Origin of the sequence: Kitasatospora sp. NBC_01266, from assembly GCF_036242395.1 — a bacterium.
Lineage (GTDB): Bacteria > Actinomycetota > Actinomycetes > Streptomycetales > Streptomycetaceae > Kitasatospora.
Window position 1 is genome coordinate 579,145 of sequence record NZ_CP108458.1, and the last position, 26,326, is coordinate 605,470.

Annotated in this window: 24 protein-coding genes; 7 read left to right on the plus strand and 17 right to left on the minus strand. The window is 72.1% G+C overall.

Annotation, left to right across the window (positions count from 1 at the left end; translation table 11 throughout):
* Window positions 1–193: 193 nt before the first annotated feature.
* On the minus strand, window positions 194–2,971 hold the full coding sequence (locus OG403_RS02610) for a glycosyl hydrolase family 95 catalytic domain-containing protein (RefSeq protein WP_329561056.1): 2,778 nt from the start codon (window positions 2,969–2,971) through the stop codon (window positions 194–196).
* A gap of 529 nt (window positions 2,972–3,500) precedes the next feature.
* On the opposite strand from OG403_RS02610, the gene OG403_RS02615 reads away from it, so the two are divergent.
* Window positions 3,501–4,970: a hypothetical protein gene (locus OG403_RS02615; RefSeq protein WP_329561057.1), complete on the plus strand. Its 1,470-nt coding sequence runs from the start codon at window positions 3,501–3,503 to the stop codon at window positions 4,968–4,970.
* Window positions 4,971–5,041: 71 nt separating this feature from the next.
* Here the strand turns inward: OG403_RS02615 and OG403_RS02620 are convergent, their stop codons facing one another.
* Both OG403_RS02620 and OG403_RS02625 read right to left on the minus strand, forming a co-directional pair.
* Window positions 5,042–5,998, minus strand: coding sequence for an aldo/keto reductase (locus tag OG403_RS02620; RefSeq protein ID WP_329561058.1), 957 nt, complete (start codon window positions 5,996–5,998; stop codon window positions 5,042–5,044).
* Between the two features lie 75 nt (window positions 5,999–6,073).
* Window positions 6,074–6,775, minus strand: a complete 702-nt coding sequence (locus tag OG403_RS02625) for a TetR/AcrR family transcriptional regulator (RefSeq protein ID WP_329561060.1) — start codon at window positions 6,773–6,775, stop codon at window positions 6,074–6,076.
* A 111-nt stretch (window positions 6,776–6,886) separates the two neighbouring features.
* On the opposite strand from OG403_RS02625, the gene OG403_RS02630 reads away from it, so the two are divergent.
* Window positions 6,887–8,050: an FAD-dependent oxidoreductase gene (locus OG403_RS02630; protein ID WP_329561062.1), complete on the plus strand. Its 1,164-nt coding sequence runs from the start codon at window positions 6,887–6,889 to the stop codon at window positions 8,048–8,050.
* A gap of 89 nt (window positions 8,051–8,139) precedes the next feature.
* Window positions 8,140–8,886, plus strand: a complete 747-nt coding sequence (locus OG403_RS02635; RefSeq protein ID WP_329561064.1) for an SOS response-associated peptidase — start codon at window positions 8,140–8,142, stop codon at window positions 8,884–8,886.
* Window positions 8,887–8,916: 30 nt separating this feature from the next.
* Here OG403_RS02635 and OG403_RS02640 read toward each other — a convergent pair whose 3' ends face one another.
* Both OG403_RS02640 and OG403_RS02645 read right to left on the minus strand, forming a co-directional pair.
* Complete coding sequence (locus OG403_RS02640) at window positions 8,917–9,204, minus strand: DUF1905 domain-containing protein (RefSeq protein WP_329561065.1); 288 nt, start codon at window positions 9,202–9,204, stop codon at window positions 8,917–8,919.
* Window positions 9,205–9,300: 96 nt separating this feature from the next.
* Window positions 9,301–10,326, minus strand: a complete 1,026-nt coding sequence (locus tag OG403_RS02645; protein WP_329561066.1) for a serine hydrolase — start codon at window positions 10,324–10,326, stop codon at window positions 9,301–9,303.
* A 232-nt stretch (window positions 10,327–10,558) separates the two neighbouring features.
* On the opposite strand from OG403_RS02645, the gene OG403_RS02650 reads away from it, so the two are divergent.
* A complete protein-coding gene (locus OG403_RS02650) occupies window positions 10,559–11,332 on the plus strand; it encodes a class I SAM-dependent methyltransferase (protein ID WP_329561068.1) in 774 nt (257 codons plus the stop codon).
* Window positions 11,333–11,392: 60 nt separating this feature from the next.
* On the opposite strand, the gene OG403_RS02655 is transcribed toward OG403_RS02650, so the two are convergent.
* The 10 genes from OG403_RS02655 to OG403_RS02700 form a co-directional block, all read right to left on the minus strand.
* Entirely contained in the window at window positions 11,393–12,142 is a 750-nt protein-coding gene (locus tag OG403_RS02655) for an alpha/beta fold hydrolase (RefSeq protein ID WP_329561070.1), read from the minus strand.
* Between the two features lie 98 nt (window positions 12,143–12,240).
* Window positions 12,241–12,561, minus strand: a complete 321-nt coding sequence (locus OG403_RS02660; protein ID WP_329572065.1) for a hypothetical protein — start codon at window positions 12,559–12,561, stop codon at window positions 12,241–12,243.
* A 153-nt stretch (window positions 12,562–12,714) separates the two neighbouring features.
* Complete coding sequence (locus tag OG403_RS02665) at window positions 12,715–13,368, minus strand: DUF5825 family protein (RefSeq protein ID WP_329561072.1); 654 nt, start codon at window positions 13,366–13,368, stop codon at window positions 12,715–12,717.
* Window positions 13,349–15,262, minus strand: a complete 1,914-nt coding sequence (locus OG403_RS02670; RefSeq protein ID WP_329561074.1) for a RiPP maturation radical SAM C-methyltransferase — start codon at window positions 15,260–15,262, stop codon at window positions 13,349–13,351. The genes OG403_RS02665 and OG403_RS02670 overlap by 20 nt, the downstream gene beginning before the upstream one ends.
* Before the next feature lie 362 nt (window positions 15,263–15,624).
* Window positions 15,625–17,106: an MFS transporter gene (locus OG403_RS02675; protein ID WP_329561076.1), complete on the minus strand. Its 1,482-nt coding sequence runs from the start codon at window positions 17,104–17,106 to the stop codon at window positions 15,625–15,627.
* Window positions 17,103–18,332, minus strand: coding sequence for an AMP-binding protein (locus OG403_RS02680; RefSeq protein ID WP_329561077.1), 1,230 nt, complete (start codon window positions 18,330–18,332; stop codon window positions 17,103–17,105). The genes OG403_RS02675 and OG403_RS02680 overlap by 4 nt, the downstream gene beginning before the upstream one ends.
* Window positions 18,329–19,342, minus strand: coding sequence for an ATP-grasp domain-containing protein (locus tag OG403_RS02685; protein ID WP_329561078.1), 1,014 nt, complete (start codon window positions 19,340–19,342; stop codon window positions 18,329–18,331). The genes OG403_RS02680 and OG403_RS02685 overlap by 4 nt, the downstream gene beginning before the upstream one ends.
* Complete coding sequence (locus OG403_RS02690; RefSeq protein WP_329561079.1) at window positions 19,335–20,114, minus strand: alpha/beta fold hydrolase; 780 nt, start codon at window positions 20,112–20,114, stop codon at window positions 19,335–19,337. Before OG403_RS02690 ends, OG403_RS02685 begins: the two co-directional genes overlap by 8 nt.
* Window positions 20,111–21,640 carry a class I adenylate-forming enzyme family protein gene (locus tag OG403_RS02695; RefSeq protein ID WP_329561080.1) on the minus strand — a complete coding sequence of 510 codons (1,530 nt, stop codon included), beginning with the start codon at window positions 21,638–21,640 and terminating at the stop codon, window positions 20,111–20,113. The genes OG403_RS02690 and OG403_RS02695 overlap by 4 nt, the downstream gene beginning before the upstream one ends.
* The gene (locus tag OG403_RS02700; RefSeq protein ID WP_329561082.1) at window positions 21,637–22,317 is read right to left on the minus strand and encodes a class I SAM-dependent methyltransferase; all 681 of its coding nucleotides are present in this window, start codon (window positions 22,315–22,317) and stop codon (window positions 21,637–21,639) included. The genes OG403_RS02695 and OG403_RS02700 overlap by 4 nt, the downstream gene beginning before the upstream one ends.
* A gap of 266 nt (window positions 22,318–22,583) precedes the next feature.
* Between OG403_RS02700 and OG403_RS02705 the strand changes: the two genes are divergently transcribed.
* Window positions 22,584–22,979, plus strand: coding sequence for a hypothetical protein (locus tag OG403_RS02705; RefSeq protein WP_329561084.1), 396 nt, complete (start codon window positions 22,584–22,586; stop codon window positions 22,977–22,979).
* Between the two features lie 60 nt (window positions 22,980–23,039).
* Here OG403_RS02705 and OG403_RS02710 read toward each other — a convergent pair whose 3' ends face one another.
* On the minus strand, window positions 23,040–23,612 hold the full coding sequence (locus OG403_RS02710; RefSeq protein ID WP_329561086.1) for a YceI family protein: 573 nt from the start codon (window positions 23,610–23,612) through the stop codon (window positions 23,040–23,042).
* Between the two features lie 148 nt (window positions 23,613–23,760).
* Here OG403_RS02710 and OG403_RS02715 point away from each other — a divergent pair, with 148 nt between their 5' ends.
* Window positions 23,761–24,120, plus strand: coding sequence for a UBP-type zinc finger domain-containing protein (locus OG403_RS02715; RefSeq protein WP_329561087.1), 360 nt, complete (start codon window positions 23,761–23,763; stop codon window positions 24,118–24,120).
* A gap of 71 nt (window positions 24,121–24,191) precedes the next feature.
* Here OG403_RS02715 and OG403_RS02720 read toward each other — a convergent pair whose 3' ends face one another.
* Window positions 24,192–25,337, minus strand: coding sequence for a metallophosphoesterase (locus OG403_RS02720; protein ID WP_329572067.1), 1,146 nt, complete (start codon window positions 25,335–25,337; stop codon window positions 24,192–24,194).
* Window positions 25,338–25,775: 438 nt separating this feature from the next.
* Between OG403_RS02720 and OG403_RS02725 the strand changes: the two genes are divergently transcribed.
* On the plus strand, window positions 25,776–26,315 hold the full coding sequence (locus OG403_RS02725; RefSeq protein ID WP_329561088.1) for a hypothetical protein: 540 nt from the start codon (window positions 25,776–25,778) through the stop codon (window positions 26,313–26,315).
* Window positions 26,316–26,326: the final 11 nt, after the last annotated feature.

Sequence of the window (26,326 nt, forward strand, 5' to 3'; positions counted from 1 at the left end):
AACGTGTCGTTCTTGCGGGGCGGAAGGTATCGATGCGTTCGTCCATACCCGGGTCAACGTGTCGCAGGCGCTTGCGGGCTCACGGCGAGGAGGCCTCGGAACTGTCGGCGATTCCTCGGACCAGGGCAGCCAACAGCGCACACCACCGCCGCCGTCACCCCGCACCGTCGCGGGGTGGATCCTCAGCCGAGCATCAGCTGCCACTGCTGGCCGCTCGCGCCGGTACCCGTCTGCTGTTCGAGGGCGGCCAGGTCCTGGAGCGAGCCGCCGACACGCCCAGCACCAGCCCGCTGCGCACATTGACCAGGTTGACGTATCCGCCGCCGGCGTCGGCGAGTGTCCACTGCTGGTTGGTCGCGCCCGTCGGTGTCCACTGGATGACGGGCGTACCGGGCGCGGTACCACCGCCGTTCACGTCCATCGCCAGCGCCGAAGCGGCGTTGACGAGGGTGTGGGCGCCCGAGCCGGTCGGCTGGAACTGCCAGCACTGGTTGCGGCCGCCGTCGCGCGTGTACTGGATCAGTTCGGTACCGGCGGAGCTACTGGCGGCGGGATCGTCGACGGCCTTGCCGCTGTTCCGGTTGACCAGGACGAAGCTGTCGAAGGTGGCGGACCGCCCGGCGGCGACCGTGACCGACCTGCTCCAGGGACCGGACCGCACGACGGTGCTCGCGCCGGCCGGGCCGACGTTGTGCAGGGTGAAGGAGGTCACCTGGCCGGCGCTCCAGGTGAGGTCCACCGTGAACCCGCCCCGGACGCCGACCCCCGTCACGCTGCCCGACGCGGACCACGCCGCGGGCAGCGCGGGCAGGAGTTGGAGCAGGCCGGGACGGGAGTACACGAGCATCTCGACGGCGGCGGACGGCAGGCCCAGGTTGGCGTCGATCTGGAACGTGTCGCCGCCGTAGATGTCCAGCAGGTTCCCCGCCGTCCCGGTCGACCCGTTGACCGACGGGGTCAGGCCGTTGACGAAGCACTGGTAGGCGTTGGGCGCGTTCTTCAGCCGGGCCCAGCAGGCCGAGCGCCAGGCGACGCCCCAGCCGTAGCTGGTCATACCCCGGGCGGTGAGCAGCTTGGTCGCACCGGCCAGCAGCGCGGCCGCGCTGCCGTCGGCGGTGATCCGGTCGCCGGGGAACAGGCCGATCAGCGGCGACAGATGGCGGTGCTGGAGGTCGGAGGTGTCGAGGTTGTCCGGTGTCATCCACTCCTCGAGCCAGCCGGTGGTGTCGCTGACCTGCGGGAGGTAGAGGCGGCTCTGCAGGCCCTGCACGGTCCGGGCGTAGTCGCCGTCCTCGCTCAGGAGCGCCGCAGCCGCCAGGTAGTTCGCGAACAGTTGCCAGACGAGTTCCTGGGCGTAGGTGATGCCGAGCGCGTCGGTCGGTCCGTGCTCGGGTGACCAGTCCGCGTCGTCGACCAGCACGGTGTGGGTCACGCCGGCGGCGTCCGTGTAGCTGGTCGTGATCAGGCGGGCCTCCCAGAACTGGCAGGCGCCCTTGAGCAGCGGATAGATCTTCGCCAGGTAGCCGGCGTCCTGGTTGTACAGGTAGTGGTCGAAGAGTTCGTTGCAGAGCCAGGCGTTGCCCGCCGGGTGCCACCACCACCCCAGGCCGCCGAAGACGTTGGTGGAGATGGCGACGGTCCAGCCGGCGATCTTGCCGGAGGAGTTCCGGAAGCCGTTGTCCGGGCTGTTGAACAGGGCCTGGGTGTGCTGTTCCCACTGGGGCTGCTGGTTGACGCAGTAGTCCGCGAACGCCTCGAAGCAGGACGGCAGTCCGGCGCGGTCCGGCAGCCAGTAGTTCATCTGGAGGTTGATGTCGGTGTGGTAGTCGCTCATCCAGTCGGGCGAGTTGGAGTCCTGCCAGGGCCCCTGCAGATTGATCGGCAGCCCGGTTCGCGAGCCGCAGATCATCAGGTAGCGACCGAACTGGACATAGGCGGCGTGCAGTTCGGGGTCGGGCGCGGCTCCGGGGAGCTGGGCGGCGGCCAGCCGCTGGTCGGTGGGCAGGGCCCGCTGGGCCGCCGTCGAGACGCCGAGGTTGACGCTCATCGCCTGCTGCAGGCCCTGGTAGTCGGCCAGGTGGGCACCCAGCAGCGCGTCGGCGCCCAGGCCCACGGCCCGCGCGGCCTGGGCGCCGGCGACGGTCGACGGGACGATGGCCGGGTCCGTGAAGCCCGGCGCCGTCGCGCGGTAGTCGGTGCCGCCGCTGATCACCAGCAGCACCTCGGTGCAGCCGGTGAAGGTCACGGCCCCCGCGGACACGCCGACGGTTCCGCCGGTGCCGCGGGCCTGGACCACCGCGGCATAGCGCAGTCCGTTGGGCAGGCCGGCACTGAACGAGGCGGTGACCGACGCGGCGTCCGTGGTGGTGGTCTCCGAGCGGGTGCCGGTCAGGGCGAGGCTGCCGGTGTAGGTTCCGCCGCCGCCCTGGGTCAGGTGGATGACGATGACGTCGTCGGGGTGGCTGGCGTAGACGTCCCGGCGGTAGCCGATGCCCTCGAACTGGTAGGTCGCCGACACCAGTCCGTTGCTCAGGTCGAGTTGCCGCTGGTAGCCGGTGATCGCCGAACCGGTGTGTCCGGGTATCCGCAGGTAGGCCTTGGCCAGTAGCTGCTGAGTACCGAAGTCGTCGGTGTCATAGGGGAACTGGCCGTCGGAGCCGAGCGAGGCGTTGGCCCCGCCGGCCCAGCAGCTCGCGTCGGTCACGCAGTACGCCTCTTCGGCGGTGTCCCCGGTGAGCAGCGCGCCGAGCCGGCCGTTGCCGACCGGCAGGGCCGTTGCCATCATCGACGACTCGACGCCCGGCTGGGTGTACCAGAGACTCAGGGCGTCGCCGGGCGGCACCGGGCTCGCCGAGGCGGTGGACGCCTCGGCGCGCGGCGTGAAGACCGGCAGCGCGGGCGCCACCAGTAGCGCGCCGAAGGCCGCCGCGCCGCGCAGGAGCGTACGACGGGATGGGGTGGATCCGGACAACGCGGCCTCCTGGCAGGCGAGATGAGTCGGTGTCACGCAGGTTCTTCGGGCGGGCGCGGGCCCGTCCGGCGGGTCGCGGTGCCGGACGGGCCCGCGCATGACCTGCAACGTGACGTTCATATCTGCGCGATCTTGGGGTGTTCTGAGCATTCATGCTCAGAAGTGGAATATAGGAGGGCGGTGATGGCACGTCAACGGTTCCAACTGGCAACGGGCGAGACGGCTGCGGCTCACCTGAGACCCCGCACCGGGGTACACGCTCCTTAGCGAAACCTTGAGCCCTGCCAGCGGCAGTCGACCTTGCCCCGGCAGAACGCGCGGTGAAGGATCGCAGCGTTGTCCTGTGAGGCGTGCCAAACGTCGTTGGGAGGGCAGTGTGCACAGACATGCTGAGCGGAGCGAGCCGTCGCAGCGGGAGGCGAAGGCACCGGCTCCGCGCCGGAACCCCGGACCGGCTCCCCGTGGGGCCGCTGGCCACCCGGCGCGAGCCGACCTCCTCGCGCTGCAGCGGAGCGTGGGAAACTCCGCCGTGACGTTGGCACTCCAACGGTCGGGAGCCGTCGGCGTTCAACGGGAGACCGAGGACGCCGAGGTCACCACGGGCCGGGTCAAGGACACCCTCGACACCGCCGCCCAGAACGTCGCCGCGACGACCGCCACGACCGTCGGGGCGCAGTTCACCGACCCCAGCTTCAGCACACCCGCTTCCTATGCCGGTGGCATGGCAGGCCCCTTCGGCTCAGGCATCGCGGCCGGGGTCACGCTCGCCACCGGCCTCGGGGCGATGCGGAACGCGCGGCGTGACAGGAACGCGCATCCGCAGGGCACCGCGCCGCACCGGGAGGCGTCCCGCGAACTCGGCAGCGCCCGCGCGGAGGTCGGCCAGAGCGCCGCCGGCCTGGTGGGCAACCTGCTCAACGGGACCGGCGGGGCGTTGAGCTACACCGGACAGGCAACCCCGGTGTACAACGCCGTCTTCTCGGCAGGCGGCGCGGTCGGACTGCCCGCGACACTGGTGCAGACGGGGCGGTACGCCCGTAAGGCCGCCAAGGCGCACGCGCGCGTCAAGGCGTTGCGCGCGCTGATGTCCGCGGAGGATCAGCAGCCGAAGAAGGCGTTGGCGGCCGCGAACCAAGAGGTCGCCGCTTGCCGTGAACTGGTCTACGCGATCGACGAGTTGTTCGAGTCGAAGAGTGAGACGTACCGGGCCCGCGTGCAGGAGATGGGCCGTTCGCCCATGGACCGGCCCCTGGGAACCGACCTGGACACCCTCAAGCAGTCGCTACTGGAAGTCCATGAGTTGGAGCGGCAGCTCCAGGAGGCCAACGCCGGCCTCCTCGCGGCCGTGGCGAAACAGAAGCAGCGGGAGGACGTCCGGGTCGCCATGGAGCGCGGGCTCGGCGAGGCCGCCGAGGAGGTCAAGCAGCATCGGGCGGGCGCACCCCAGCAGATCTCGCTGCGCATGATCCAGGCATACGCGGTGCAGAAGAACGAGCGCGGCCGGATCAAGAAGATCATCACCGCGACAGGCGGGGCGCTCGGAACGGCGGGCAGCGTCGCCGCTCTCGTCACCTCGATCGCCGTCGCCGCGGGCACCGCCGCCGGCGCGAGCGTGCTGCTCGCGACCCCGGTCGGCTGGGCGCTCGCTGCCGCCGCTGCCGCCGTGGGACTGGGCCTTGCCTCGTACAAGGCGTGGAAGTACTTCGCCAAGCGCTGGGAGCGGACGGCCGAGCCCGACGCCGACGGCAAGCCCACCCGCCCCGCTCTCGTACGGCTCGGCAAGACCCTGGCTTTCTGGAAGAAGGCCGGGCCGAGCAAACGCGAGGAGTACGCCTCCGCGCTCTACGAGATGGCCAAGGACGGACAGGACACCGACCCGGTCCGGACAGAAGAGGCACGGAAGACCATCACAGCCCTCGGGCTCGACTGGGACGGACTCACGATGAAGGACGAACCGGAGAGCGCCAAGAAGCTGATCGCCGCGAAGCTCGCGTCGTAGTCATCGGGGGTCGTCGGGGGTCCCGTCCCCAAGGACGGCGCGTCCTTGGGGACGGGAAGTCCCCCGGCCGCTCAGGCCGCGGCGGGCTCCGCGCCGAGGAGCGCGTCGATCTCGGCCAGCTCCTCAGAGGTCGGCACCCACTGCCCGGCGGCGGCGTTGGCGCGCACCTGCTCGGCGGTGCTCGCCCCGGCGATGACCGAGCCGCAGCCGGGCCGGGCGGCGAGCGCGCCCACGCCGATCTCGAGGACGCTCCGCCCGTGCGCCTCGCCCCAGGCGGCGAGGCGTTCGACCGTGTCGAGGCCGGCCTCGGTCACCCGCTCGGGCCGCGACGCCAGGCGCGAGCCCGCGGGCACGCCCGTGGCACGGCGCACCTTCCCGGTCAGCAGGCCGTTGGCGAGCGGGAAGTACGGCAGCACACCGAGGCCGTAGTGCAGCGCCGCGGGCACCACCTCCCGCTCCGCGCCGCGTTCGAGCAGCGACCATTCGTTCTGGGCCGAGACGAACGGGACGGCCCCGATCTCCCGGGCGACGTGCGCGGCCTCGGCGATCTGCCAGCCGGCGAAGTTGGAGTGCCCGATGTAGCGCACCTTGCCTTCGCGCACCAGCTCGCTGAGCGCGGCGAGCGTCTCGGCGATCGGTGTGCGCGGGTCAGGGGTGTGCAGCTGGTAGAGGTCGATGTGGTCGGTCTGCAGGCGTCGCAGCGACGCCTCGACCGCGCGCCGGATGTAGGCCCGGCCGCCCTTCGCCCCGGCCGCGGCCCCGTACCCCAGGTCCGCCCCCTGATGGCCGAACTTGGTGGCCAGCACGACCTCGTCCCGCCGCCCCTTCAGCGCCTGGCCGAGCAGTGTCTCGGAGCCGCCCAGGCCGCCGTACATGTCGGCGGTGTCGAAGAGCGTCACCCCGGCGTCGAGTGCCGCGTCGACCACCGCGAGCGTCTGCGCCGCATCGAGACGTCCGCCGAAGTTGTTGCAGCCGAGTCCGACCACGGAGACGAGGAGTCCGCTGTTGCCCAGCGTTCGATAGTCCATGGGGCCACTCTAGGCACCTGTCCGGACCTCCGGTGTTGTCAGCGGCGGATGCCGTGATCTGCCGGGATCACGGCGTCACGCGGGCGGTCGCTGGTCCGCGATCGCGTCAAGGCCGCCCAGGAGCAGGTCGAGGCCGGTGGTGAACTGGTCGCGGTCGTCGTGGTCGCGCAGGTCCTTGGTGGTGCGCGTGAGGAAGGGGTAGTCGGCGGGGTCGAGTTCTTCCCAGCGCTGGGCGGTCCGGGCGAGGAAGGCGTCGCGGCTGGTGGTCGCGCCGACGGTGAGGCCCGGGGCGATGATCTCGGCGCTGACGCCGGTGATGTAGTAGGAGATCGCGGTGGTGACCGCGAAGTGCCGTTCGGCGGGCAGTCCGGTCCGGGCGACCAGGGTGCCGATGCGGTCGAACAGGCGCAGTGCGTTCTCCAGCGTGGCCGGCGCGGTGACGTGGGACGCTGCCCACGGATGCCGGTCGAGGGCGTCGAAGACGGCGATGGCGAGCGCGCGCAGCCCGGCGCCGGCGTCTGCCACGAGACGCTGGTCCGCGGCGAAGGCGTGGCCGAGTACCTGATCGGCGGCCAGGGCGACGAGCTCGTCCTTGTTCGTCACGTGCCAGTACAGCGCGCCGGGTCCGGTGTTCAGCTCCTTGGCCAGCAGCCGGAAGGTGAGTCCCCGCTCGCCGAGCTCGTCCAGCAGCGTGACGGCCGCGCCGACGATGATCTCGCGCGAAAGGGCGTCGGCCCGCCCTTCCCCATCGGGTGCTCGTCCTCGTGTCCGTGGCATGACCTCATTTTGACACACCTGGACCGGCGTTCCATACTCGTTATGGAACATCGGTCCATATAGGTTCGGGCAGCTGCCCGGCGCTCCGCCCGCACGGGAACGAGGAAATCCATGAGCACCAGCCACCACCCGATCGCCATCGTCGGCGCCGGCCTCGGCGGCCTGACCCTGGCCCGGGTCCTGCACGTCCACGGCATCCCGGCAACGGTCTACGAGGCCGACCCCTCGGCCGAGTCCCGCACGCAGGGCGGCCAGCTCGACATCCACCAGGACGACGGGCAGCGCGCGCTCGCCGACGCCGGCCTCACCGACGAGTTCCGCGCGATCATCCACGAAGGCGCCGAGGCGCTGCGGGTGCTCGACCAGCACGGCCGGCTGCTGCACGACGAACCCGACGACGGCACGGCGAGGCGTCCCGAAGTACTCCGCGGAGACCTGCGTCGGATCCTGCTCGACTCGCTGCCCGACCACACGGTCCAGTGGGGGCGCAAGGTCACCGGCGTCCAGCCCCTCGGCGGCGGCCGGCACGAGCTGACCTTCGCCGACGGCGCGACCGTGACCAGCAGCCTGCTCGTCGGTGCCGACGGCGCCTGGTCGAGGATCCGCCCGCTGCTCTCCGACGCCGAGCCCGCGTACGTCGGCACGACGTTCATCGAGACCTACCTCTACGACGCCGACGAGCGGCACGCCGCGACGGCCGAGGCGGTCGGGGTCGGCGCGATGTACGCGCTGACCCCGGGCAAGGGGATCGTCGCGCACCGCGAGGCGGGGAACATCCTGCACACGTACGTCGAGCTGAACCGCCCCGCCGAGTGGATCGCCGACATCGACTTCACCGACGCCGCCGCCGCGACCGCCCGGGTCGCGGCCGAGTTCGACGGCTGGGCACCGGAACTCACCGCGCTGATCACCGACGGCGAGGCCACTCCGGTCGCGCGCATGATCCACACGCTCCCGGACGGACACCGCTGGGACCGCGTGCCCGGGGTGACGCTCCTCGGCGACGCCGCCCACCTGATGCCGCCGTCCGGCGACGGCGCGAACCTGGCGATGTTCGACGGCGCCGAACTCGCCAAGGCGATCGCCGCACACCCCGACGACCTCGAAGCGGCACTCACCGCCTACGAAGAGGCGCTGTTCCCCCGCAGCGGGGCCTTCTACGCCGACGCCCACGAAGTGCTGGACCTCTGCCTCGGCGACCGCGCACCGTTCGGACTCATCGCCCTCTTCAACGGTGACCCCCAGAACCGGGACGGGGCACCGGGGCAGTCCTGAGTCACACCGCCGACGGACCCCTGTGCGACGGACTCCTGTGTGACGGGGCGTCTGCCCTGGACCAGCGCCGCGGGTGGCAAGCTGGGGGCATGTGCGGCCGCTTCGTCTCCACCACCGGTCCCCAGGACCTCGTCTCCCTGTTCGGCGTGACCCGCTGGGACCCGGCGGAGACCCTCGCCCCCAGCTGGAACACCGCGCCCACCGACCCGGTGTGGGCCGTCCTGGAGCACCTGGACCGCGACACCGGCGAGATCGCCCGCCAACTGCGGCCGCTGCGCTGGGGCCTGGTGCCGTCCTGGGCGAAGGACCCCGGCATCGGCGCACGGATGATCAACGCCCGCTCCGAGACCGTCCACGAGAAGCCCGCCTTCCGCAAGGCCTTCACCACACGGCGGTGCCTGCTGCCCGCCGACGGCTACTACGAATGGACCGCCATCCCCGCCACCGACGGCAGGAAGGCCTACAAGCAGCCCTACTACCTGGCCCCGGCGTCCGGCGAGCTGATGGCGATGGCCGGCCTGTACGAGTTCTGGCGCGACCCCACCCGCCCTGACGACGACCCGAACGCCTGGCTCACCACCACCACGATCATCACCACCCAAGCCCGCGACGACGCCGGACGCGTCCACGACCGCATGCCCCTGACCATCAACCAGGACGACTTCGACGCCTGGCTGGACCCCGACCACACCGACCACACCCGGCTACACGCCCTGCTGCACACCCCCGCCGACGGCCACCTCGCCGTCCGACCCGTCCCCACCGCCGTCAACAGCGTCCGCAACAACGGAGCCCACCTCCTGGACGAGGCACCCGACGCTCCCCCGCTGACCTGACGAAGCGCCGACCGGCCTGCCGCCCTGAAATCACAGGCGAACGGCCATCTCCACGGTCACCTCGTCCCCTGCCGAGAGCCCCTGCGGCGTGCGCACAGCGCTCTTGACCGGCAGCAGGTAACCGCCGTCCTTCGGGAAGAGCGAGGTCGCAAAGGCGATCCCACCGATCCGGGCCTCAACGGGAATGACACCCCACCCGTACGAAGCCACCGACGCCACCTCGCGGATGTCGGCGCACTGCTCTGCCGGCACGGCCACGAAGTAGTACGGGGAAGGCCCGCGCCATTCGATCACTCGACCAGCGAAAACGATGTCCATGGCGCCGGTCCGTTCCTCGAGGAGAGCCAAATTCCGCTCAGCGTACAGGCGCTGTCGCTTCGCGGCGCCTGGCACGGTGCCGCAGGTGGTGGAAGCTCAACTCCCGTCCAGTGAACCGGCGGCCGCCTGGGCCACCGACTGCACCAGGGAGATCCCGCCGGACTCGCTCGAATTGCCGTCCGAGACCACCGCGATCAGCAGCTGGTGCCCGTCCCGCTCGACCGTCCCGATGCTGTTGATCACCCACAGGCCGGTCGCCGACCGCGGCAGCCAGCCGTCCTTCACCGCGTAGTCGCTGCCGCTCGCCGCCGCGCTCACACCCCAGCGCTGGTCGCTCTCCACCTGGCCGAGCAGCCCCTGGAGGTAGCCGCGCGAGGCGGCCGAGAGCAGTGAGTCGCTGGTGAAGACCTGGCGCAGCAGCAGCACCTGGTCGGCGGCGGTGGTCGAGGTGAGGCCCCAGTTGCCGTCCGTGCCGCCCGAGGTGGAGGTCAGCCCGAACCGCGTGTTCGCGGCGTTCAGGCCGCTCTCCTGGCCGATCTCGTTCCACAGGGCGGTCGCGGAGTCGTTGTCGCTGTTCTCGATCATCGCGGTGGCGAGGCTCTGCTGTGCCGCGGTCAGCGTGGTGCCCTGGTCCTGGGCCTGGAGGAGCAGCGTGGACAGGATGTCGACCTTGACGATGCTGGCGGTGGCGAAGCCGTGCCCGGGCGCGCCGTAGGTGAGTGACTGCCCCGTCTCCAGGTCGGTGACCGAGACCGAGACCGCGCCGTTGGCCTGGGCGGCGGCGCCGAGCAGCGCGGCGTCGGCGGCCGGGGCGGCGGGGGTGGGTGGGGCGGAGGCGGCCGGGGTGGGGGCGGTGGTCGGTCTGGGGGCGGTGGTCGGGCTGGGGGCGGTGGTCGGGCTGGCCGAAGCGCTCGCCGAGGGCTTCGGCGAAGGCTCGGCGGAAGGCTTCGCGGACGCGGACGGGTTCGCGGAGGCGGAGGAGGAGGCCGAGTCGGCCACGGCGGACATTCTCGCGTGACCCTCGGCGGCGCTGGAATGTCCTTGCAGCAGCACGGTGATGATCCCTGCGGCTGCGAGGGTGCTGACACCTGTCAGCACCCTGGTCAGGGAGACGCTTCGCATCGACATACTGGATGACGCTAGAGAGCGCCGCTTTGAGCAGTCTGAAGACAGAATGGGCGTTTCCTATCAGGCGCCGGAGTGGTGGATCAACTCCCCTGGTACGGATGGGAGTCCGGAGCTGTCGCGCTGCCACGGGCCGATCTTCAGGCCGAGCGGATCAGGTCTGGTCCCACTGCCCGGCGATCGAAATGGGCGTGCACCCCGGCGGCCCTCTCTGTCATGATCACCAACCATGACCGCAGCACGAGCAACCGCTCTCTTCGACCAAGTGGCCCCGATGTACGACGAGGTACTGCCGTTCTTCGCCGGGTTCGCCCAGCAGCACATACAGTGGCTGGCTCCTGCCCCCGGCACCCGTGTCCTGGACCTGGGCGCCGGGCGTGGTGCCCTGACCGCCGCCGCGCTCGAGCGCGGCTGCCGGGTGACGGCGGTGGACTGCGCCCCTGGCATGGTCACGCGGATCATGGAGCAGTACCCGCAGGTCCACGAGGCGCGGGTGATGGACGCGCACGAGTTGGACTTCCCGGACGCCTCCTTCGACCTGGTCTGCGCGGGCTTCGTCGTGCATCTGCTCGACGACCCGGCGGCGGCGGCCCGGGAGATCCGCCGGGTCCTCGCCCCGGGCGGGGTGTTCTCCTTCTCCGTCCCGGGCGGCGTCGAGGACGCGCCTGAGTGGGAGTTCTACAGCGCCCTCTACCGCGAGTTCCAGCCGCTGGTCCCCGCCGGCGAGGGACGGCTCAGCCGCCCCCTGGACGAGGAGCAGTTCCTGACGGCGGCAGGGTTCACCGATGTCAGCGAGACCGACATCGAGCAGCGTCTTCCTGTTCCCGACGCCGACACGTTCTGGAACTGGGCGCTCTCGCACGGCTCCCGCGCCTTCATCGACGCCCTCCCGGCAGCGGCCCGAACCGAGTTCGAAGCCCGGCTGCGAGCGGAACTGTCCGCCATGGACCCGATCGTCTTCGCCTCCGGCGCCAACCTGTGGCGTGGCACCTCACCAGCCTGAAACTGGTCGAGTTCCGGAAAGCGGGGCTTCTCCGTCAGCGCCGTCCTCAGCCGACCGGGGTCACCGTTCGGCGAGGAACTCGGCCATGGCCGCAGCCAGCTCAGGCGCGGTGAACGCACTCTCGTGACCGCCCGGCACGCGTACGAACCGGGCGTCACGCAGGAGCGCGGCCAACTCGTCGGCGTCGGAGCGCTCATCCCGATCGCCGATCGCGACGAGTGCCGGGACGGTGATCTGCCGCAGGTCATCCACGGGAGTCGGGACGAGCGAGTCCAACACGAGCAGCAGCGCCCGGGGGTCGACGCCGAGCTTCGAGATCCACTGCGCGATGAGCGCATCGCGCGAGCCGGGCTCGATCGCGCCCCCGCCGACGAGCGCGGCGAGCACACGGCGGCTCGCCTCGCCCTGCGGACCGCTCACCCTCGCCAGGCCCTGCCCGGCCACGATCACGCGGCCCGGCTTGGCGCCCCGCACCAGCATGCGCAGCGTGATCCGCGCGCCGAGCGAGTAGCCGCCGAGGTCGTACTCCCCGTCGCCGAGACCGAGATGCTCGACGAGGGCGAGCCCGTCATCGGCCAGTACGTCGGCGGGATAGGCGGCCGGGTCGTGCGGCTTCGCACTGTCCCCGTGGCCGCGGAAGTCCGGCAGAACGACGCGGCGCCCCTGCTCGACGAACATCCGGGCCCAGCCGTCGAGCCTGTGCGTACCCGCGCCCATGAAGCCGTGCAGCAGGATCAGTGGCCGGCCGGACCCGATCTCATGGAACGCCAGCTCCACACCATCGCGGCCGACGAATCGAAAAGCTTCCATATCGCGGTCGATCCTAGGCCATCCCCCTTCGAGGGACGTGGGCCCGCAGGACCGGGGACAGGACGTCACCCGCCAACGGACCGGGTCCGCACCGTGTCCTACGCGGTGCCGGGATCCTCGAGGAAGCGCAGCAGCACGGCGGCCTCCGTGCGGAGCCGCGCGGCTCGGTCGGCGTGCGCGGGCGCGGTCAACTGCGCTGCAACCTCCAGTCGCTCGGCGACCTCGGCGCGCACGACATCCACCACATCGCGCTCGCTCAGCTCACGCCGCACTGCTTCGGTGACGCCGACGCCGACCGGCGACTGCTCAAGGGCCAGGCCGCGGAGCCCGGCTTCGCCGACGGGCACCGCCTCGGCGTTGTCCAGTGCGGCCAGCGTCGCGCGCAGGGCGCTCACCGCGGCCTTGTCACGGGCGCGCATCGCTTCCGGCAGTGCTTGACGCATACGAAGACGTAGAGACATGCCGGTGACCCTATGGCGGCGCCCCCGAACCCACAACGCGATATACGTGCGGCACCAGACTTCCCGTCCGGTGCGGCGCTGCACCCCCGACAGAATCGCGAAGGCGGGACGTCACAGCGCGAAGGAGCCCACCGGCCAGCGGTGCAGGCGGGCGGGCAGCCACCAGAGCAGGGCGCCGTCCGCGCGGATCAGCCGGGCTTCGGCCAGTTCGCCGCGCACCGGTGCGGGCACCGCGTCCGGTGGGGCGCCGTCCAGCAGGGCCTCGATCGCGGTGAGGAAGGCGGGCTCGTCGATGACGGTCAGCTCCAGCGCGCCGAAGCGGCGGTCGCGCACCTCCACGAAGCCGGGGCCGCGGCGGAAGACGCACAGGGTCGGCAGGTACTGCTGCGGCCAGCCGCGCCAGTGGGCCGGGTCCGCGCCCGCCACCCGCTGCGGGGGGAACAGGTGGAACAGCTCGCCGTCCGCCACGCAGCCGTCGGTGCAGCACGCTGTCCAGTCCACCGCCAGGCCCAGGGCGGTGAGTTCGCGGAGCAGCAGGAGTGCCGGTCCGCCGCCCCCGCACAGCTCGACCGGGTCGGGGAGGCGGACCAGTCGCGCCCCGGCGGCGACCAGCCGCTCGGCGTTCGCCAACGCCGGTCGGTGCGCGTCCAGTTCCAGCGGGCCCAGCCTCATACTGGGCATCGAACGGACCGCGGGATCGGCGTCCCGCCAGGCCTCGACGGTGCGCACCGCCCGCTCGCGTGTGTCAGCCGATCGCGAGAGCATGACGCTCCTCCTCTTCGTCCCAGGCCGGCTGCTCCAGCCGGAACAGCGGTTGCTCGGCCGCGTCGGCGGCCACCTGGAGGTACGAGCCGTCCTCCTGGAAGACGAGCCCGAGGTCGGTCCACCGCGCGAGCAGTCGGGACACCTCCTCGGCCGGGCGGCCGAGCCGGCCGGCCAGGGTGGCGAGCCTGCGCGGCTGGTCGAGCAGGCGGAACAACGCGAGCTGCTCGGGCGAGGTCAGCTCCAGCACCGACCAGTCGTACGCCTGCCGCCGGTTGACCAGCACGATCCGCTCGCCCAGGTCCTGGTAGCTGAGCCGGCTGCCCGGATAGGCGGCGTGCCACGCCGCGATCGCCGCGTCCAGCTCGGCGGCGACCGGCCTGCCGATGCCCTGCGGGGCGGCGGCGAAGAGGTAGGCGAGGTCGGCGGTCTCGGCTTCGGGCAGGCGGTAGATGTGGGTGTACTGGGCGGCCGGCCTCAGGTCGGGGAACCCGAGCTCGGGCCGGTCGAAGTACGGGCTGAAGCGCTCGATGGCGATCCGCGAGGAACCGCCCGGCGGCTCCAGGTGGTGGAGCATCGGCAGCTGGCGGATGATCTCCCGGTAGTCGGCCGCCGACTCGCCGGGGAAGCCGTAGAGGTAGTTCCAGCAGACGCTGACGCCGGTGCTCTGCGCGTCGCGCAGCGCCCGGACGTTGAGGCAGCCGGTGACGCCCTTGTCCATCAGCTTCAGCACCTTCGAGCTGAGGCTCTCGATGCCCGGCTGCACCATCACGGTGCCGGCCTCCACCAGGCGGCGGAAGTGCGGGCGGCGAAGGTTGGACTTGACCTCGAAGTGCAGCCGCAGTTGATGGTCGGACTCGGCCAGGCGGCGCAGCACGGTGTCGAAGTAGCCCATGTCCAGGATGTTGTCGACCACCATGAAGTCCAGCACCTGGTAGCGGCGGGCGAGTTCGACCAGCTCGTCGTGGAACCGGTCCGGGCTCTTGCTGCGGAACTCCATGAAGGAGCCGTTCAGCCCGCAGAAGGTGCAGTGGTGCTTCTCGCCCCACCAGCAGCCGCGCGAGCCCTCCACCGGCAGCCTCGGCTGCACCCAGCCGGCCGCGACGGAGGTGTCGAGGCGCTCGAAGAAGCCGTCGTAGACCGGGGTGAGGATCTGGCTCGGGGTGAGCGGGCGGCGCGACATGGGGTTCACCCGTCCGGTGCCGGCGGTGTCGCGCCAGCACAGGCCGGGGATCCGTCCCAGGCGCCGGTCGTCCGACGGGTCCTCCGATACGTCGTCCGGTACGTCGTCGAGCGCGGCCAGCAGGGCCGGCAGGGCCGTCTCGCCCTCGCCGCGCACCACGAAGTCGACCCAGGGGAAGGTGCGGTGCAGCGCCGCGCCCATCTCGCCGTCGCAGTTGGCGCCACCGAAGACGATCCGGGTGTCCGGCGAGAGCCGCTTGAGCAGCCGGGCGACGGCGAGGGCGGCGGTGTTCTGCTGGAAGGTGGTGGTGAAGCCCACCACGTCGGGCCGCTCGGCGGCCAGCCGGTCGGCGAGTTCGGTGATGAAGGCGGGGGCCAGTTCGTGCAGCGCGCCCGTCATCGCGATCTCCTGCGGCGATGCGCCCTTCGCGGCGAGCAGTTCGGCATAGGCCCGGACGTCGCCGGGGCTGCCGTGCAGGGCGCTGGAGAAGACCCAGTCGCCGGCGCCCTGGAAGTAGGAGGAGGTCGAGTAGTAGGTGTAGTCCGCGAGGGCGAAGGGGGTGCGCTCGACGACCCAGTCGACGAAGTCCAGGTTGGCGTGCCGGATATCGACCTGGTGGCCGCCGGACTCGGCGGCCGTGCGCAGGATTCCCAGCGCGAGGGAGGGGACTTCGATGGACCCCCACGGCATGTTCACGAGCAGGAGCTTCAGCACCGTTGTCCTTCCAGAGATCGGGGGTGGCGGCGGCTCCGGGGCCGCCGCCGGCCCGACCCGGGGGTCGGAGCGGGCGGCGGGCCCAGGAGCAGCGGTACCGGGACTGCGGCGAGGGCTACTCGTTGCCGCCGTGCACCAGCCAGCGGCCGCGGTCGGCGCCGGTGCTGTGGTCGGTGCGCTTCTCGAGCTGGATCGTGCGCTTCTTCATGGGGATCTCCTTCTGTAGAGGTGGTGGTGGGATCGGTACCGGGACTGCGGCGAGGGCTACTCGTTGCCGCCGTGGACCAGCCAGCGGCCGCGGTCGGCGCCGCTGCTGTGGTCGGTGCGCTTCTCGAGCTGGATCGTGCGCTTCTTCATGGAGTTCACCCCCTCTCCGAGGGTTCGGTACGGGTGAGGACCCGCGGCGCGGGGCGCGCGGCCAGGAAGGCCGCGCCGCCGACGCACGCCGCGGCAGCGAGCAGGACCATGGCCGTCCGCACCGAGTGGGCGGAGGGCGAGGTCCGTACGAGTGGGGCGACCAGGGCCGCGCCCACCATCGCGCCGATCTGCAGCGCTGTGCCGAAGACGCCGGACGCGGCGCCGCTCAGCTGTCGCGGCACGTGGTGCATGGCCGCGGTGACCAGGGGGGTGAGCAGGAAGGCGTTGCCGATCCCGATGACGCACATCGGGCCCACGAACTGCGGCCAGTGCGCACCGACCCGCATGCCGGCTGCGGCCCACAGCATGCCCAGCACCGTCGCGCCGAGCCCGCCGAGCACCAGCAGCCTGCCCTCCACCCGTCCGGCCAGCCGCCCGGCCAGCGGATTGAGCAGCATCGAGCAGGCCGAGGCGGGTACCAGGACCAGCCCCGCCAGCAGCGCGCCGAACCCGGCCACCGACTGGAAGTAGAGGGACAGCAGCAGCACCAGCCCGGTGATCGTGGCGGCGACCAGCACCCCCAGCGCCGTCATCCGGCTGAACCCGCGCACCGCGAAGAGCGCGAAGGGGACCAGCGGCGAGCGCTCCTGGCGGCCGCGCTGCTGGCGGACGAAGACGGCCCCGAGTGCCATCCCGGCCCCGAGCAGCGCCCAGATCCGGCCGTCCCAGCTGTCCTGCGCGCCCTGGCTCAGCCCCAGGCTCAGGCAGAGCAGGGCCGCGGCCGCGAGTGCCACCCCCGGCAGGTCGAGGCGCACCCCGCCCGGCGGGGCGTCACCCGGTGCGGCGTCGGGGATCGCCAGCCGCCCCAGCACCATCGCGAGCACTCCGACCGGCACGTTCAGCCAGAACACCCAGCGCCAGTCCACCGCCCCGACCAGCAGCCCGCCGAGCACCGGCGCGGTCACTGCGGCGACCCCGTTGACCGCGCCGCGCACCCCGAAGGCCGCGCCGCGCCGCTCGGCCGGGTAGTACCGGACCAGCATGGCCAGCGTCTGCGGGGTGAACAGCGCCGCGCCCAGCCCCTGCACCACCCGGGCCGCGATCAGCTGGCCCGGTGTCAGGGCCAGCCCGCAGGCCAGGCTGGCCAGGGTGAAGACCCCCAGGCCCGCCAGGAAGACCCGCCGATGCCCGAACTGGTCGCCCAGCCGCCCTCCGCTGATCACCCCGACGGCCAGCGCCAGCACGTAGCCGCTGACCGTCCAGACCACCGCGCTCACCGAGGCGCCCAGCTGCACCCGGATCTGCGGGATCGCCACCGTCACCACCAGCGCGTCCAGCTGGGCCAGGAAGGCGGCCACCGAGACCACCGCGAGCAGCGCCCCGGGCCGTTCGCGCAGTCCGGCGAGCGCGGCCCGCGGGCCGGCGGCCCCGGTCGTGCCCGCCGTGCCAGCCGTGCCCGCCGCCCCGAGCGCGCCTGCGGCGCTCACCGCGACCGCCAGATCATCGGCGGGATCTTCCCGGTGCGCTCCACCATGGTCAGCTTCGGTACCCGGACCACCTCCAGCGCCTCCGGGTGGTGCAGCTCGATCCCGAACAGCCTGGCCGACCCGGCGAGCAGGGCCCGGCGCAGTTCGGCGGGCTCCGCGGCGCCGGTGTAGTGCACCGTCATCCGGCGGACCCCGTGCCAGGACTCCTCCTCGCGGAGCAGCTCCAGCTGGGCCGCCGACACCCCGGGCACCGAGGTGGCCAGCTCGACCAGCTCGCCGATCGACAGCAGGCTGCCGTGCAGCTTGAACGCGTCGTCGGCGCGGCCCAGCACCCGCAGCCCGTCCGGGCGCCCGCAGCGGCACTGGGCCGCGGCCAGCCGGTCGCCCAGCCGGTAGCGCACCGCCGGGAGCGTCCAGCCCTCGCCGACCCGGCTCAGCAGTGCCCCGGCGTCGTCGAGCTCGAGGACCTGGTCCGGCATCAGGTGCAGGACCCGCAGATCGCAGGCCGACGTGTTGGTGGCGACCACATAGGTCTCCACCGAGCCGTAGTTGCCCCAGAACTCGGCCTGCGGGAAGGCGGCGCGGACGGTCTTCTCGGCGACCTCGGTCCACGGCTCGGCCATCCAGATCACGGTGCGCACCGGCAGCGTGCGGTCGGCGTCCAGCATCGCCTGGGCCAGGTCGGTCAGCCCGCTCGGGGTGCCGGCCACCGCGTTCACCCCGAGGCTCTCGAAGGCGTCGAGCCAGTAGTGGAGTTCACCGGCCTCCAGCGGCCCGCTCGGCACCACCCGGCAGCCGCTGCGCTCGGCGAGCGCCTGCACGTAGTAGTGCGAGGCCCACATCCGGCCGGGGCTGAACAGGTTCAGCAGCACGCTCCGCGGCCCCAGCGGGCGCCACTCGCGCAGCAGCCGCCCGACGGCCTGGTCGTAGGCCACGAAGGTGATCTTCGGTGGGCCGGTGGTCCCGCCGCTGGAGAGCACGATCGACCCGTTGGGCTCGGTCAGCCGGCGCGAGAGCGCGAAGACCTCCGCCGGACCGGCCACCGCGAGCTCCGCCAACTCCGCTGCTGCCTGCGGCACTTCGGACCAGCCGAGGTCCGCGAGCCGGCGGGCCTGCCGCAGCAGCTGCGGCCAGGGCAGCGCGCCGATACTCCCCCGCGCCCCGTCCTCCGTCCCCCGCACCTCGTCCTCGGTCCCCCGCGCCCCGTCCTCGGTCGTCGTCGTCATGAGCCGGCCGCCATCAGCTCGGCGTGCCGGGCGAGGTAGGCCCGGTAGCGGGCCCGCATCATCTCGGTGGCGAGCCGGTCGCCCTCCTCGCTCATCCCGAACGCGGCGCCGCCGTCCAGCTCCACCTCGGAGAGCCAGTCCTGCTCCCCGTCGGAGATGAAGTCCACCGAGAAGTACGGGCACGGCAGCCGCTCGGCGACATACGCGACGGTCTCGCGCATCCGCTCCGGCAACTCGACGTAGCTCCAGCTCCGCTCGCCGCCGATCCGGTTCGTGACCATCCCGCAGTAGCCCTCCTTCCAGCCCTGGAAGACCGCGAGCGGCTCGCCCTCGACCACGTAGATCCGGGTCTCCCGCGGGTCCTTGAGGTAGGGCTGGATCACCAGCGGCGTCTCCGAGCCGCCCGCCAGGCCGATCACCCCGCGCAGGTCGTGGATGTTGTGCACCACCGAGACGCCCAGCCCCATGCCCCAGTTGGCGGGCTTGACGAGCATCGGATAGGACAGTTCGGCGAGCGCCGGATCGTAGTGGCCGGTCATCGCGTCCCGCCCGGTGCCGATCCGGACCGTCGGCAGCGGCGGGATCGGGCTGCCCGCCAGATGCAGCGCGGTCGCCATCTTGTCGACGACCGTGTACGCCAGTTGCGGCGGCATCGGCAGGTAGAACCCGAGCTTCTCCAGCACGGTGTAGAGGTGGACCTGGTTGCCGACGTCCGCCAGCTGGTGCGGCAGCGCCCAGAGCATCGTCACGAAGACGGTGTCCTGCGGGGTGACCGGCTCGCCTTTCAGGTAGACCTTCGGCTTGGCCGGGTCGGTGGCGTCCACCGCGACGTCGTCCGGCTTGTTCAGGGTCAGCTCCAGGCCCAGCTCCGCGGCCAGTCGCTGGTAGGTGTGCCAGATGTTGCGGTCCTCGAAGCCGCGCTGGTGGGCGCTGGCCCGCTCCGGGTAGATCCACACCAGCCGACGCACGGTGCTGTGCTGCTCAGACACGGTGCTGTGCTGCTCAGACATGGCTGACACTCCTCGCGATGAAGTCACTGACCGTGCGGACGAAGTCCCGGGGCTGTTCCAGGAACGGCAGGTGGCCGCTCTCCTCGAGCAGGCGCAGCTCGGCGCCGGGGATCGTGTCGGCCAGCCACGGGCCGACCGCCGTGGGGTAGACCTGGCTCTTCGCGCCGTGCACCAGCAGCACCGGCAGGGCGAGCGCGGCGAGCCGGGCGCGGTAGTCCTGGCCGGCGGCGTCGGCGAGCAGGCTCGCGCACGCCTGCGGCGTCCAGCGCAGCGCCTCGCTCACCAGCGCGCGCACCAGGGCGGGATCCGGCTCGCTGCCCGCGGCGAAGGAGCCGCGCACCAACTGCTCGGCGAAGGCGGCCTGGTCGGCGGCAATCGTCTCGCGCAGCTGGTCCACGCCGGCCGCGTCGAGCCCGCCGAAGGCCGCGTGCGGCCAGTTGGGGGCCAGGGTCAGCCGGGGCGTCTGCTCGACCGAGACCAGGGCCGAGACCCGGCCGTTGCCGAAGCGGTCCAGGTACTCCCAGGCGACCGAGGCGCCGAGCGACCAGCCCAGCAGCACCGCGCCGTTCAGGTCCAGGCGGTCGAACACCCCGGCGAGCTGCCCGGCCGCCTGCCGCACCGTGGCTGGACCACGGGTGGGCAGCTCGACCGTCACCACCCGGTGCTCGGCCGCCAACTCCCGCGCGAGCGGGGCGAAGAACTCTCCGGTGGCGGCGAGACCGGGAACCAGTACCACCGGGGTTCCCGTGCCGCGCGACTCGAACTGTGTCATCTCATGCCCCAACGTTCACGCAGCAAGGGCTTGTTGACCTTGCCGACTTCGGTCCGCGGCACCGCGTCGACGAACTCGACCGTGCCGTGCAGGTGATGGCGGTTCAGCACCGCGGTGACGGCCGCGATGGCCGCGGCGCGGGCGGCGGGCTCGGCGCGGGCCGGCCGCACCGCGACCAGGACCTCGTTGCGGTACCCCTGCGGGTGCACCGGCAGGCTGACCGTCTCCGCGACGGCGCCGGTCGCCGCGAGCTCCTCGTCCAGCATCGGTGCGAGCAGCGGGCCGGCCGGGGTGGCCAGCGCGTCGGTGAGCCGCCCCAGGATCCGCAAGCGGCCGTCCGGGAGGCGGCGGGCCATGTCACCGGTCCAGAACTCGGCGGCACGGAAGGTCCTGGCGTTGGCCGCCGGGTTCTCCAGGTAGCCCTCGCTGGTGCAGTCCGAGCGGAGCACCAGTTCGCCGGTGTCCGCACAGCCGGTGTCCGCACAGCCGGTTTCAGTGCAGCCGGTTTCAGTGCAGCCGGTTTCAGTGCAGCCGGTGTCCGTACAGCCGGTGCCGGCGGAGCCGGGGAGCGCCTCGATCCGCGTCCCGACCCCGGCCACCGGCGCCAGCCCTTCGCCGGACATGTCGCCCAGCGCGAGCCCGAACTCGGTGGAGCCGTAGATCTCCCTGACGGTGATCCCCAGCACCTCCCGGGCCCGCAGGGACACCGCCGGACTCAGGTAGGCGCCGCCGCACAGCGCCCGCCGCAGCCCGGACAGGTCCGGGCCCCGGCCGGGCTCGGCCGCGGCGATGAGCTCCTCGTAGTGCCAGGGCAGCGCACTCGTCACGGTCGCCCGGTACTGCGCCAGTTGCCGCAGCAGCACCCGCGGCGGCGCGGCCGGATCGGCCAGCACCAGCCGGGCACCGGAGAGCAGCGCGGCGAAGACGTGCAGGTCGGTGGCGTGCGCGACATCCAGCGGGTGCCGGCAGAAGACCACGTCCGTGTCATCGATCTCGGTGTCGGCGATCCAGCGGCGCCGCTCGGTGACGAACCTGTCCTGCCGCCAGGCGATCCCCTTCGGGAAGCCGGTCGACCCGGAGGACCAGAGGATCCGGAACACGCCCGGCGCCGGGGTGCGGCCCTCGCGCGGCCGGTCGGCCTCGGCCGTCGGGTGGCCGCTCAGCAGCCGATCGAGCGGGACCGCCGGCACCTGTGCGGGCACCTCGCGGTCGGCGACCAGCAGCACCGGCCGGGTCAGCCGCAGCGCCTCCTTGACCTCCTGCTCGCCGAACCCGGAGAGCAGCGGGACGTAGTGCGCGCCCAGGCTCGCCGTCGCGAGGATCAGCGCGACGTACTCGATGCTGTTGCGCAGCGCGAAGCCCACGCAGTCGCCGGCCCCCACCCCCCGCACGGCCAGCCCGCCGGCCAACCGGTCCGCCAACGCGACGAGTTCGCGGTAGCTGACGGACGGCCCGCCGGTCTCCTCGATCGCGCACGCTTCGGGGCGACGATCGGCGACCTCGCGGACGGCCTGATGGAGCGTCATGACGCCTTCCACGCCGCGTAGGTGGCGAACCGCCAGTCCTTGGCCAGGCAGTCGGCCTGGGCGAAGCCCGCCGCGCGCAGCCAGCCGAGCTGCGAGTCGAGGTCGGCCGGGATGTCGTAGGTCATCCGCTGCCGCCCGGCCGCCCACTCCTCGGCCGGGGTACCGGCGGCGTGCACATGGGCCTCGTGCTGCCGGTCGTACATGCCCTCCAGCCGCGGGCTCGGCGCGAGCAGCTGCTCCACGTTGACGAAGATCCCGCCCGGCACCAGCACCCGGCGGATCCGGGCGAACAGGTCCTGCTTCTCCTCGTGCTCCAGGTGGTGGATGGCCAGGCCCGAGACCACCGCGTCGAACGGCCCGACCGGCAGCTCGTCGGTCAACTCGCCGACCTGCGTGCTGATCCGCGCGTTGTCGCGGAACCGGTCCACCGCCTGACCGAGCATCCCGGCCGAACGGTCCACCAGCAGCACCTCGGCGTCGGGCATCCGGTCCAGCACCGCCGCACTCAGCAGCCCGGTCCCCCCGCCCAGATCCAGCACCCGGGCCCCGGTCGGCACCGTCATCGCCACCGCGGCGGCGGCGCTGCCGTACAGCAGGTCGAACGACGGGATCAGCTGCCGGCGCAGCGCGTCGAAGGTGGTGGGGTCCCACAGCTCGGGAAGAGTGTGCGTCCGCATGGTTGGCCCTCTGTTCGTTCGGTCTGCCTGGTCCGCTTCCGCTTGCTTGACTCGATGGTGCTGGTCAGCGGGGTGGGCGAGGCAGAGAAGAACGAGCAGAAACATCGGCACCGCGCGCGGAGCGCGCCCACCGCTCGTTCCGGTGGTTTCGCCTGACCACGGCCACGCGAGCAGCGTGCTGCGGCAGCATGGGAGCCGGGTCGATGCCGGGAGAGGACACCATGGCGTTACATGACGGCCCCCGTCCTGCCCGTGGCCGACCCATCGTGCTGGAACCCCTGCCCGACCTCGGCCCTGACGCCCCGTGCGGGCTGTGGGTGGCACTGCCGAGCCTGGATGTCGTCTTCTACGAACGGCACACCGGCCCCGCCCACCAGGATCTGCTCAAGCTCCACGAACTCGGTCACGTGCTGTGCGGGCACACCGGAATGCTCGAGCTGTCCCGGCTGGCAACGCTGCTGCCCGACCTCACACCGGAGTTCATCGCCAGCGCCATCGGCCGGACGAGCTACGCCACCGTCGAGGAGCAGGAAGCCGAGATGATCGCGCTCCTCCTCGCGGATCTCGCCGGGTCGGAACGCGGCGGGACAACGGCTTCCAGGCGTCTGGCCGACAGCCCCGCGCATCCGATCCGGCCGCTCCGGCGCTGGGGGCGAGGCTGATGCGCGCCGCCCCGGCGCCCGCGACCGCGACCGCGACCGCGACCGCGCTGAACTTCGCCGTCAGGCGGCCGTCCCGGCGGATTCCAGGACAGCCTCGATGTCGATCGCGACGTCGACCGTGTCGCTGACCACCACGCCGCCCCGGTCCAGCGCGTCGTTCCAACTCACCCCGAAGTCATGACGGTTGATCCGGGCCTTGGCCTCGAACCCGGCACGCCGCCTGGGTCCGAGATTCTGGCCGCCCTCCCACCAGGGCGTGTCCCACTGGCCCAGATAGCTCACCTCCAGCACGACGGGTCGGGTCACCCCGCGGATGGTGAGATCGCCGGTGACCTCGAACCCGCTCGCGCTCACCTGGTGGACCCGTGACCCGACGAATCTCCAGGTCGGGTGGTGCTCGACATCGAAGAAGTCGGCGCTGCGCAGGTGCGCGTCGCGCTCGGGCGAGCCGGTGTAGACCTGGGTCGCGTCGATCGTCGCCTCGACCAGGGCCTTCTCCGGCTCCTCCGGGTCGACCTCCAGGAAGCCGCGCACGTTCTTGAACTGACCACGCACGTAGGTGACCATCATGTGTCTGGCGCGGAACTCCGCGCCGGTGTGGCTGGGCTCGAAGGACCATCTCGCCGTCGCCATGGCAGCTCCCTGGCAGTTCTGCCCCCTGCGACCAGCGTAGGCCGACGACGGGCGGCCGCGCGCGGCACCGGACCGGCAGCGGCCACCGGACTGGCAGCAGAACTCCCGCCGGGCCAGGCTGGTGAGGACAGCCGAGGAGGAGGCACCAATGGCGAACTACCAGATCCCGGGCATCGACCCGAGCGCCGCACCCAGCGGCGACGGCTGCGCGGAGTGCCTGGGCGGCGACGGTCAGGGTTGGTGGTTGCACCTGCGGCGGTGCGCGGCCTGCGGGCACATCGGCTGCTGCGACTCGTCGCCCGCCCAGCACGCGACGAAGCACGCGCGAGCGGCCGGACACCCCTTCCTGACCAGCTTCGAGCCCGGGGAGGACTGGTTCTGGAACCTGGAGACCGGCGAGTACTACGAGGGCCCGCCCCTGCCCCCACCGACGTCCCACCCCGCCGACCAGCCGACACCGGGCCCGCGGGGCCAGGTCCCGGCGAACTGGCAGGACTTGCTGCACTGACCGACCGCACCCGCGTCGACCCGGACCGGCGCTACGCCGACCCGCTACGCCGACCCGTTACGTCGACCCCGCTAAGCAGACCGCAGGGTGAGCAGCGTGATCTCGCTGGGCGCGAAGATCCGGAAGGGCGGGCCCCAGAAGCCGGTGCCCCGGCTGGTGTAGAGCTGGGTCCGCTCGCCGTGCCGGCTCAGGCCGTGCACCACCGGCTGGTCGATCCGGACGAGGAAGTTGAACGGCCAGATCTGCCCGCCGTGGGTGTGCCCGGAGATCTGCAGGTCGATCCCGGCGTTCGCGGCCGTTCCGACGTACTTGGGCTGGTGCGCGACGAGCAGGACCGGCAGGTCCGGGTCCGCGCCCGCCAGCGCGCCGACCAGGTTCGCCCGGTGTCCGGTCAGCCCGGAGGAGGCCGCGGTCACATCGTCCACACCCGCGAGCACCAGACTGTCCCCGCCCCGCCGGACCACGACGTGGCGGTTGTGCAGCGGCTCCCACCCCAGCTCCGCCATGCGGTCGAGCCAGCCCTGGGCTTCGCTGGAGTACTCGTGGTTCCCGGTGACGTACACCTTCGCCAGCCGGGAGCGCATCGTCCCGAGCGGCGCGGCCTGCGCCCGCCGCTGGTCCGGGGTGCCGTCGGCGATGTCGCCCGCGTGGCAGACGACGTCGGCGTCCAGCCCGTTGACCACCTCGGCGACCCGCGCCGACCAGCCGGCCCGGTCGATCGGTCCGTAGTGGGTGTCGGCCAGCACGACGACCCGGGTGCCGTCCAGACCGCGTCCGAGCCGCGGGACGGTGACGTCCAGGCGCTTCACCCGGGGCACCCGCATGGCCTCCCGGTGTCCCCAGGCCAGCAGTGCGGCCGCGACCACCGCGACGGCGAGGGCCACGATCCTGGACCGAGCCGGGTCGCCGACGCCGCACGCGATCAGGACGAGCCGCAGCAGGACGCTCAGCGCCGACCAGGCGAACAACACCCAGACCACCCCGAGGGTGGTGTCGGCGACGCGTGCCGCCCGGTCCGACCGCCTGCGCCCGTGCCCCATGACCATCAGCACCGGCATGGCGGGCACGGCGGCGGCGAACAGGACCGTACCGACCAGGACCACCGGGAACGGCCAGTCGGTGTGGGAGGAGAACAGCGTCCACCAGGGCAGGAAGAACAGGGAGATGAGGACGGTGACCAAGCACAGGATCCGAACGGTGACCGCGCCCTTCGTCACCGGCGACGACCCGGCGTCGACCGGTACGTCGACCGATATGCCGGCCTCGGCCGGGGGTCCGAGCACGGCGGTGTCCGGTGCGCCGCCGCGGGCCGGCGGTGCGACCGGCTCCGACCGGTGGGAATCGTGGTCTGTCACTGCGCTGCCCCTCACGTCCGCGGTCCGGCCGATTCCCATCATCCAGCATCCGGGACCGCCACCCGAACGAGGCCCGCGCCGCTTCCACGCCTCACCCGTATCCGCAGGTCCGACAGGCGTGTTGGGCACCTGGCGGAAGCCTGGGAGCACTGGCGACCCGGCGCGGCGGCCCCGGGCGAGGTCCTGCCTGGTGCGGTCAACACAGAGCCTTTCTTCGGGATTTGCCCCGTCTCATCCGATTCGGCGGTCTACGCTACGAACATGCCGCGCTACCCGCTGCGGCCGTTGAGGAGGATTCCTGTGTCATCACCCTGCGACCCCGAATACGCTCCCGCCGGCGACGTGGGCGCGGCGCTCATGGTGATCGACTCCCGGCTCAAGAGCATCTACGACGGCAAGGCCGCTCCGGGCCCCGAACACCAGCAGATGGTCGAGCAGTTCGCCGCATCCCTGGGCCAGGTGGGATTCGATGCGCTGCTGGACGGCGCGTGCACGCTCATCTACATGTTCATGAGCTGGCTGCGGGCGGCCTGCGAGGACCACGACAAGGACGTCATCGAGCACGTGGTGCCCAGCCTCGTGGCCACCATGCGGATGATGCCCAAGACCTTCCGTCCCGAGGTCATCCCCACCATGGCCGGCCTGCTCATCGCCGCCGGCACCGACCTGAGCCCCAACCTGTGGCGCGCGCAGTACGGACGTTGGACCGAGGCCGAGATGAATCCCCTGGAAGCCACGGCCGTTCTGCTCGCGGAGCACGTCAACCGGGTTTCCGGTGACGACCACGACTTCGCCACCCGCTTGATCACCGAGGCGCTGTCCAGGTCGGATCAGATCTGACGCGCGGCATC

Bases quoted from the DNA above. Each gene is read 5' to 3' on its own strand.
- OG403_RS02620 (WP_329561058.1), bottom strand. From the start codon at position 5,998: ATGGACTATCGAACGCTGGGCAACAGCGGACTCCTCGTCTCCGTGGTC.
- OG403_RS02625 (WP_329561060.1), bottom strand. From the start codon at position 6,775: ATGCCACGGACACGAGGACGAGCACCCGATGGGGAAGGGCGGGCCGAC.
- OG403_RS02630 (WP_329561062.1), top strand. From the start codon at position 6,887: ATGAGCACCAGCCACCACCCGATCGCCATCGTCGGCGCCGGCCTCGGC.
- OG403_RS02635 (WP_329561064.1), top strand. From the start codon at position 8,140: ATGTGCGGCCGCTTCGTCTCCACCACCGGTCCCCAGGACCTCGTCTCC.
- OG403_RS02640 (WP_329561065.1), bottom strand. From the start codon at position 9,204: ATGGACATCGTTTTCGCTGGTCGAGTGATCGAATGGCGCGGGCCTTCC.
- OG403_RS02645 (WP_329561066.1), bottom strand. From the start codon at position 10,326: ATGCGAAGCGTCTCCCTGACCAGGGTGCTGACAGGTGTCAGCACCCTC.
- OG403_RS02650 (WP_329561068.1), top strand. From the start codon at position 10,559: ATGACCGCAGCACGAGCAACCGCTCTCTTCGACCAAGTGGCCCCGATG.
- OG403_RS02655 (WP_329561070.1), bottom strand. From the start codon at position 12,142: ATGGAAGCTTTTCGATTCGTCGGCCGCGATGGTGTGGAGCTGGCGTTC.
- OG403_RS02660 (WP_329572065.1), bottom strand. From the start codon at position 12,561: ATGCGCGCCCGTGACAAGGCCGCGGTGAGCGCCCTGCGCGCGACGCTG.
- OG403_RS02665 (WP_329561072.1), bottom strand. From the start codon at position 13,368: ATGCTCTCGCGATCGGCTGACACACGCGAGCGGGCGGTGCGCACCGTC.
- OG403_RS02680 (WP_329561077.1), bottom strand. From the start codon at position 18,332: ATGACGACGACGACCGAGGACGGGGCGCGGGGGACCGAGGACGAGGTG.
- OG403_RS02685 (WP_329561078.1), bottom strand. From the start codon at position 19,342: ATGTCTGAGCAGCACAGCACCGTGTCTGAGCAGCACAGCACCGTGCGT.
- OG403_RS02690 (WP_329561079.1), bottom strand. From the start codon at position 20,114: ATGACACAGTTCGAGTCGCGCGGCACGGGAACCCCGGTGGTACTGGTT.
- OG403_RS02695 (WP_329561080.1), bottom strand. From the start codon at position 21,640: ATGACGCTCCATCAGGCCGTCCGCGAGGTCGCCGATCGTCGCCCCGAA.
- OG403_RS02700 (WP_329561082.1), bottom strand. From the start codon at position 22,317: ATGCGGACGCACACTCTTCCCGAGCTGTGGGACCCCACCACCTTCGAC.
- OG403_RS02710 (WP_329561086.1), bottom strand. From the start codon at position 23,612: ATGGCGACGGCGAGATGGTCCTTCGAGCCCAGCCACACCGGCGCGGAG.
- OG403_RS02715 (WP_329561087.1), top strand. From the start codon at position 23,761: ATGGCGAACTACCAGATCCCGGGCATCGACCCGAGCGCCGCACCCAGC.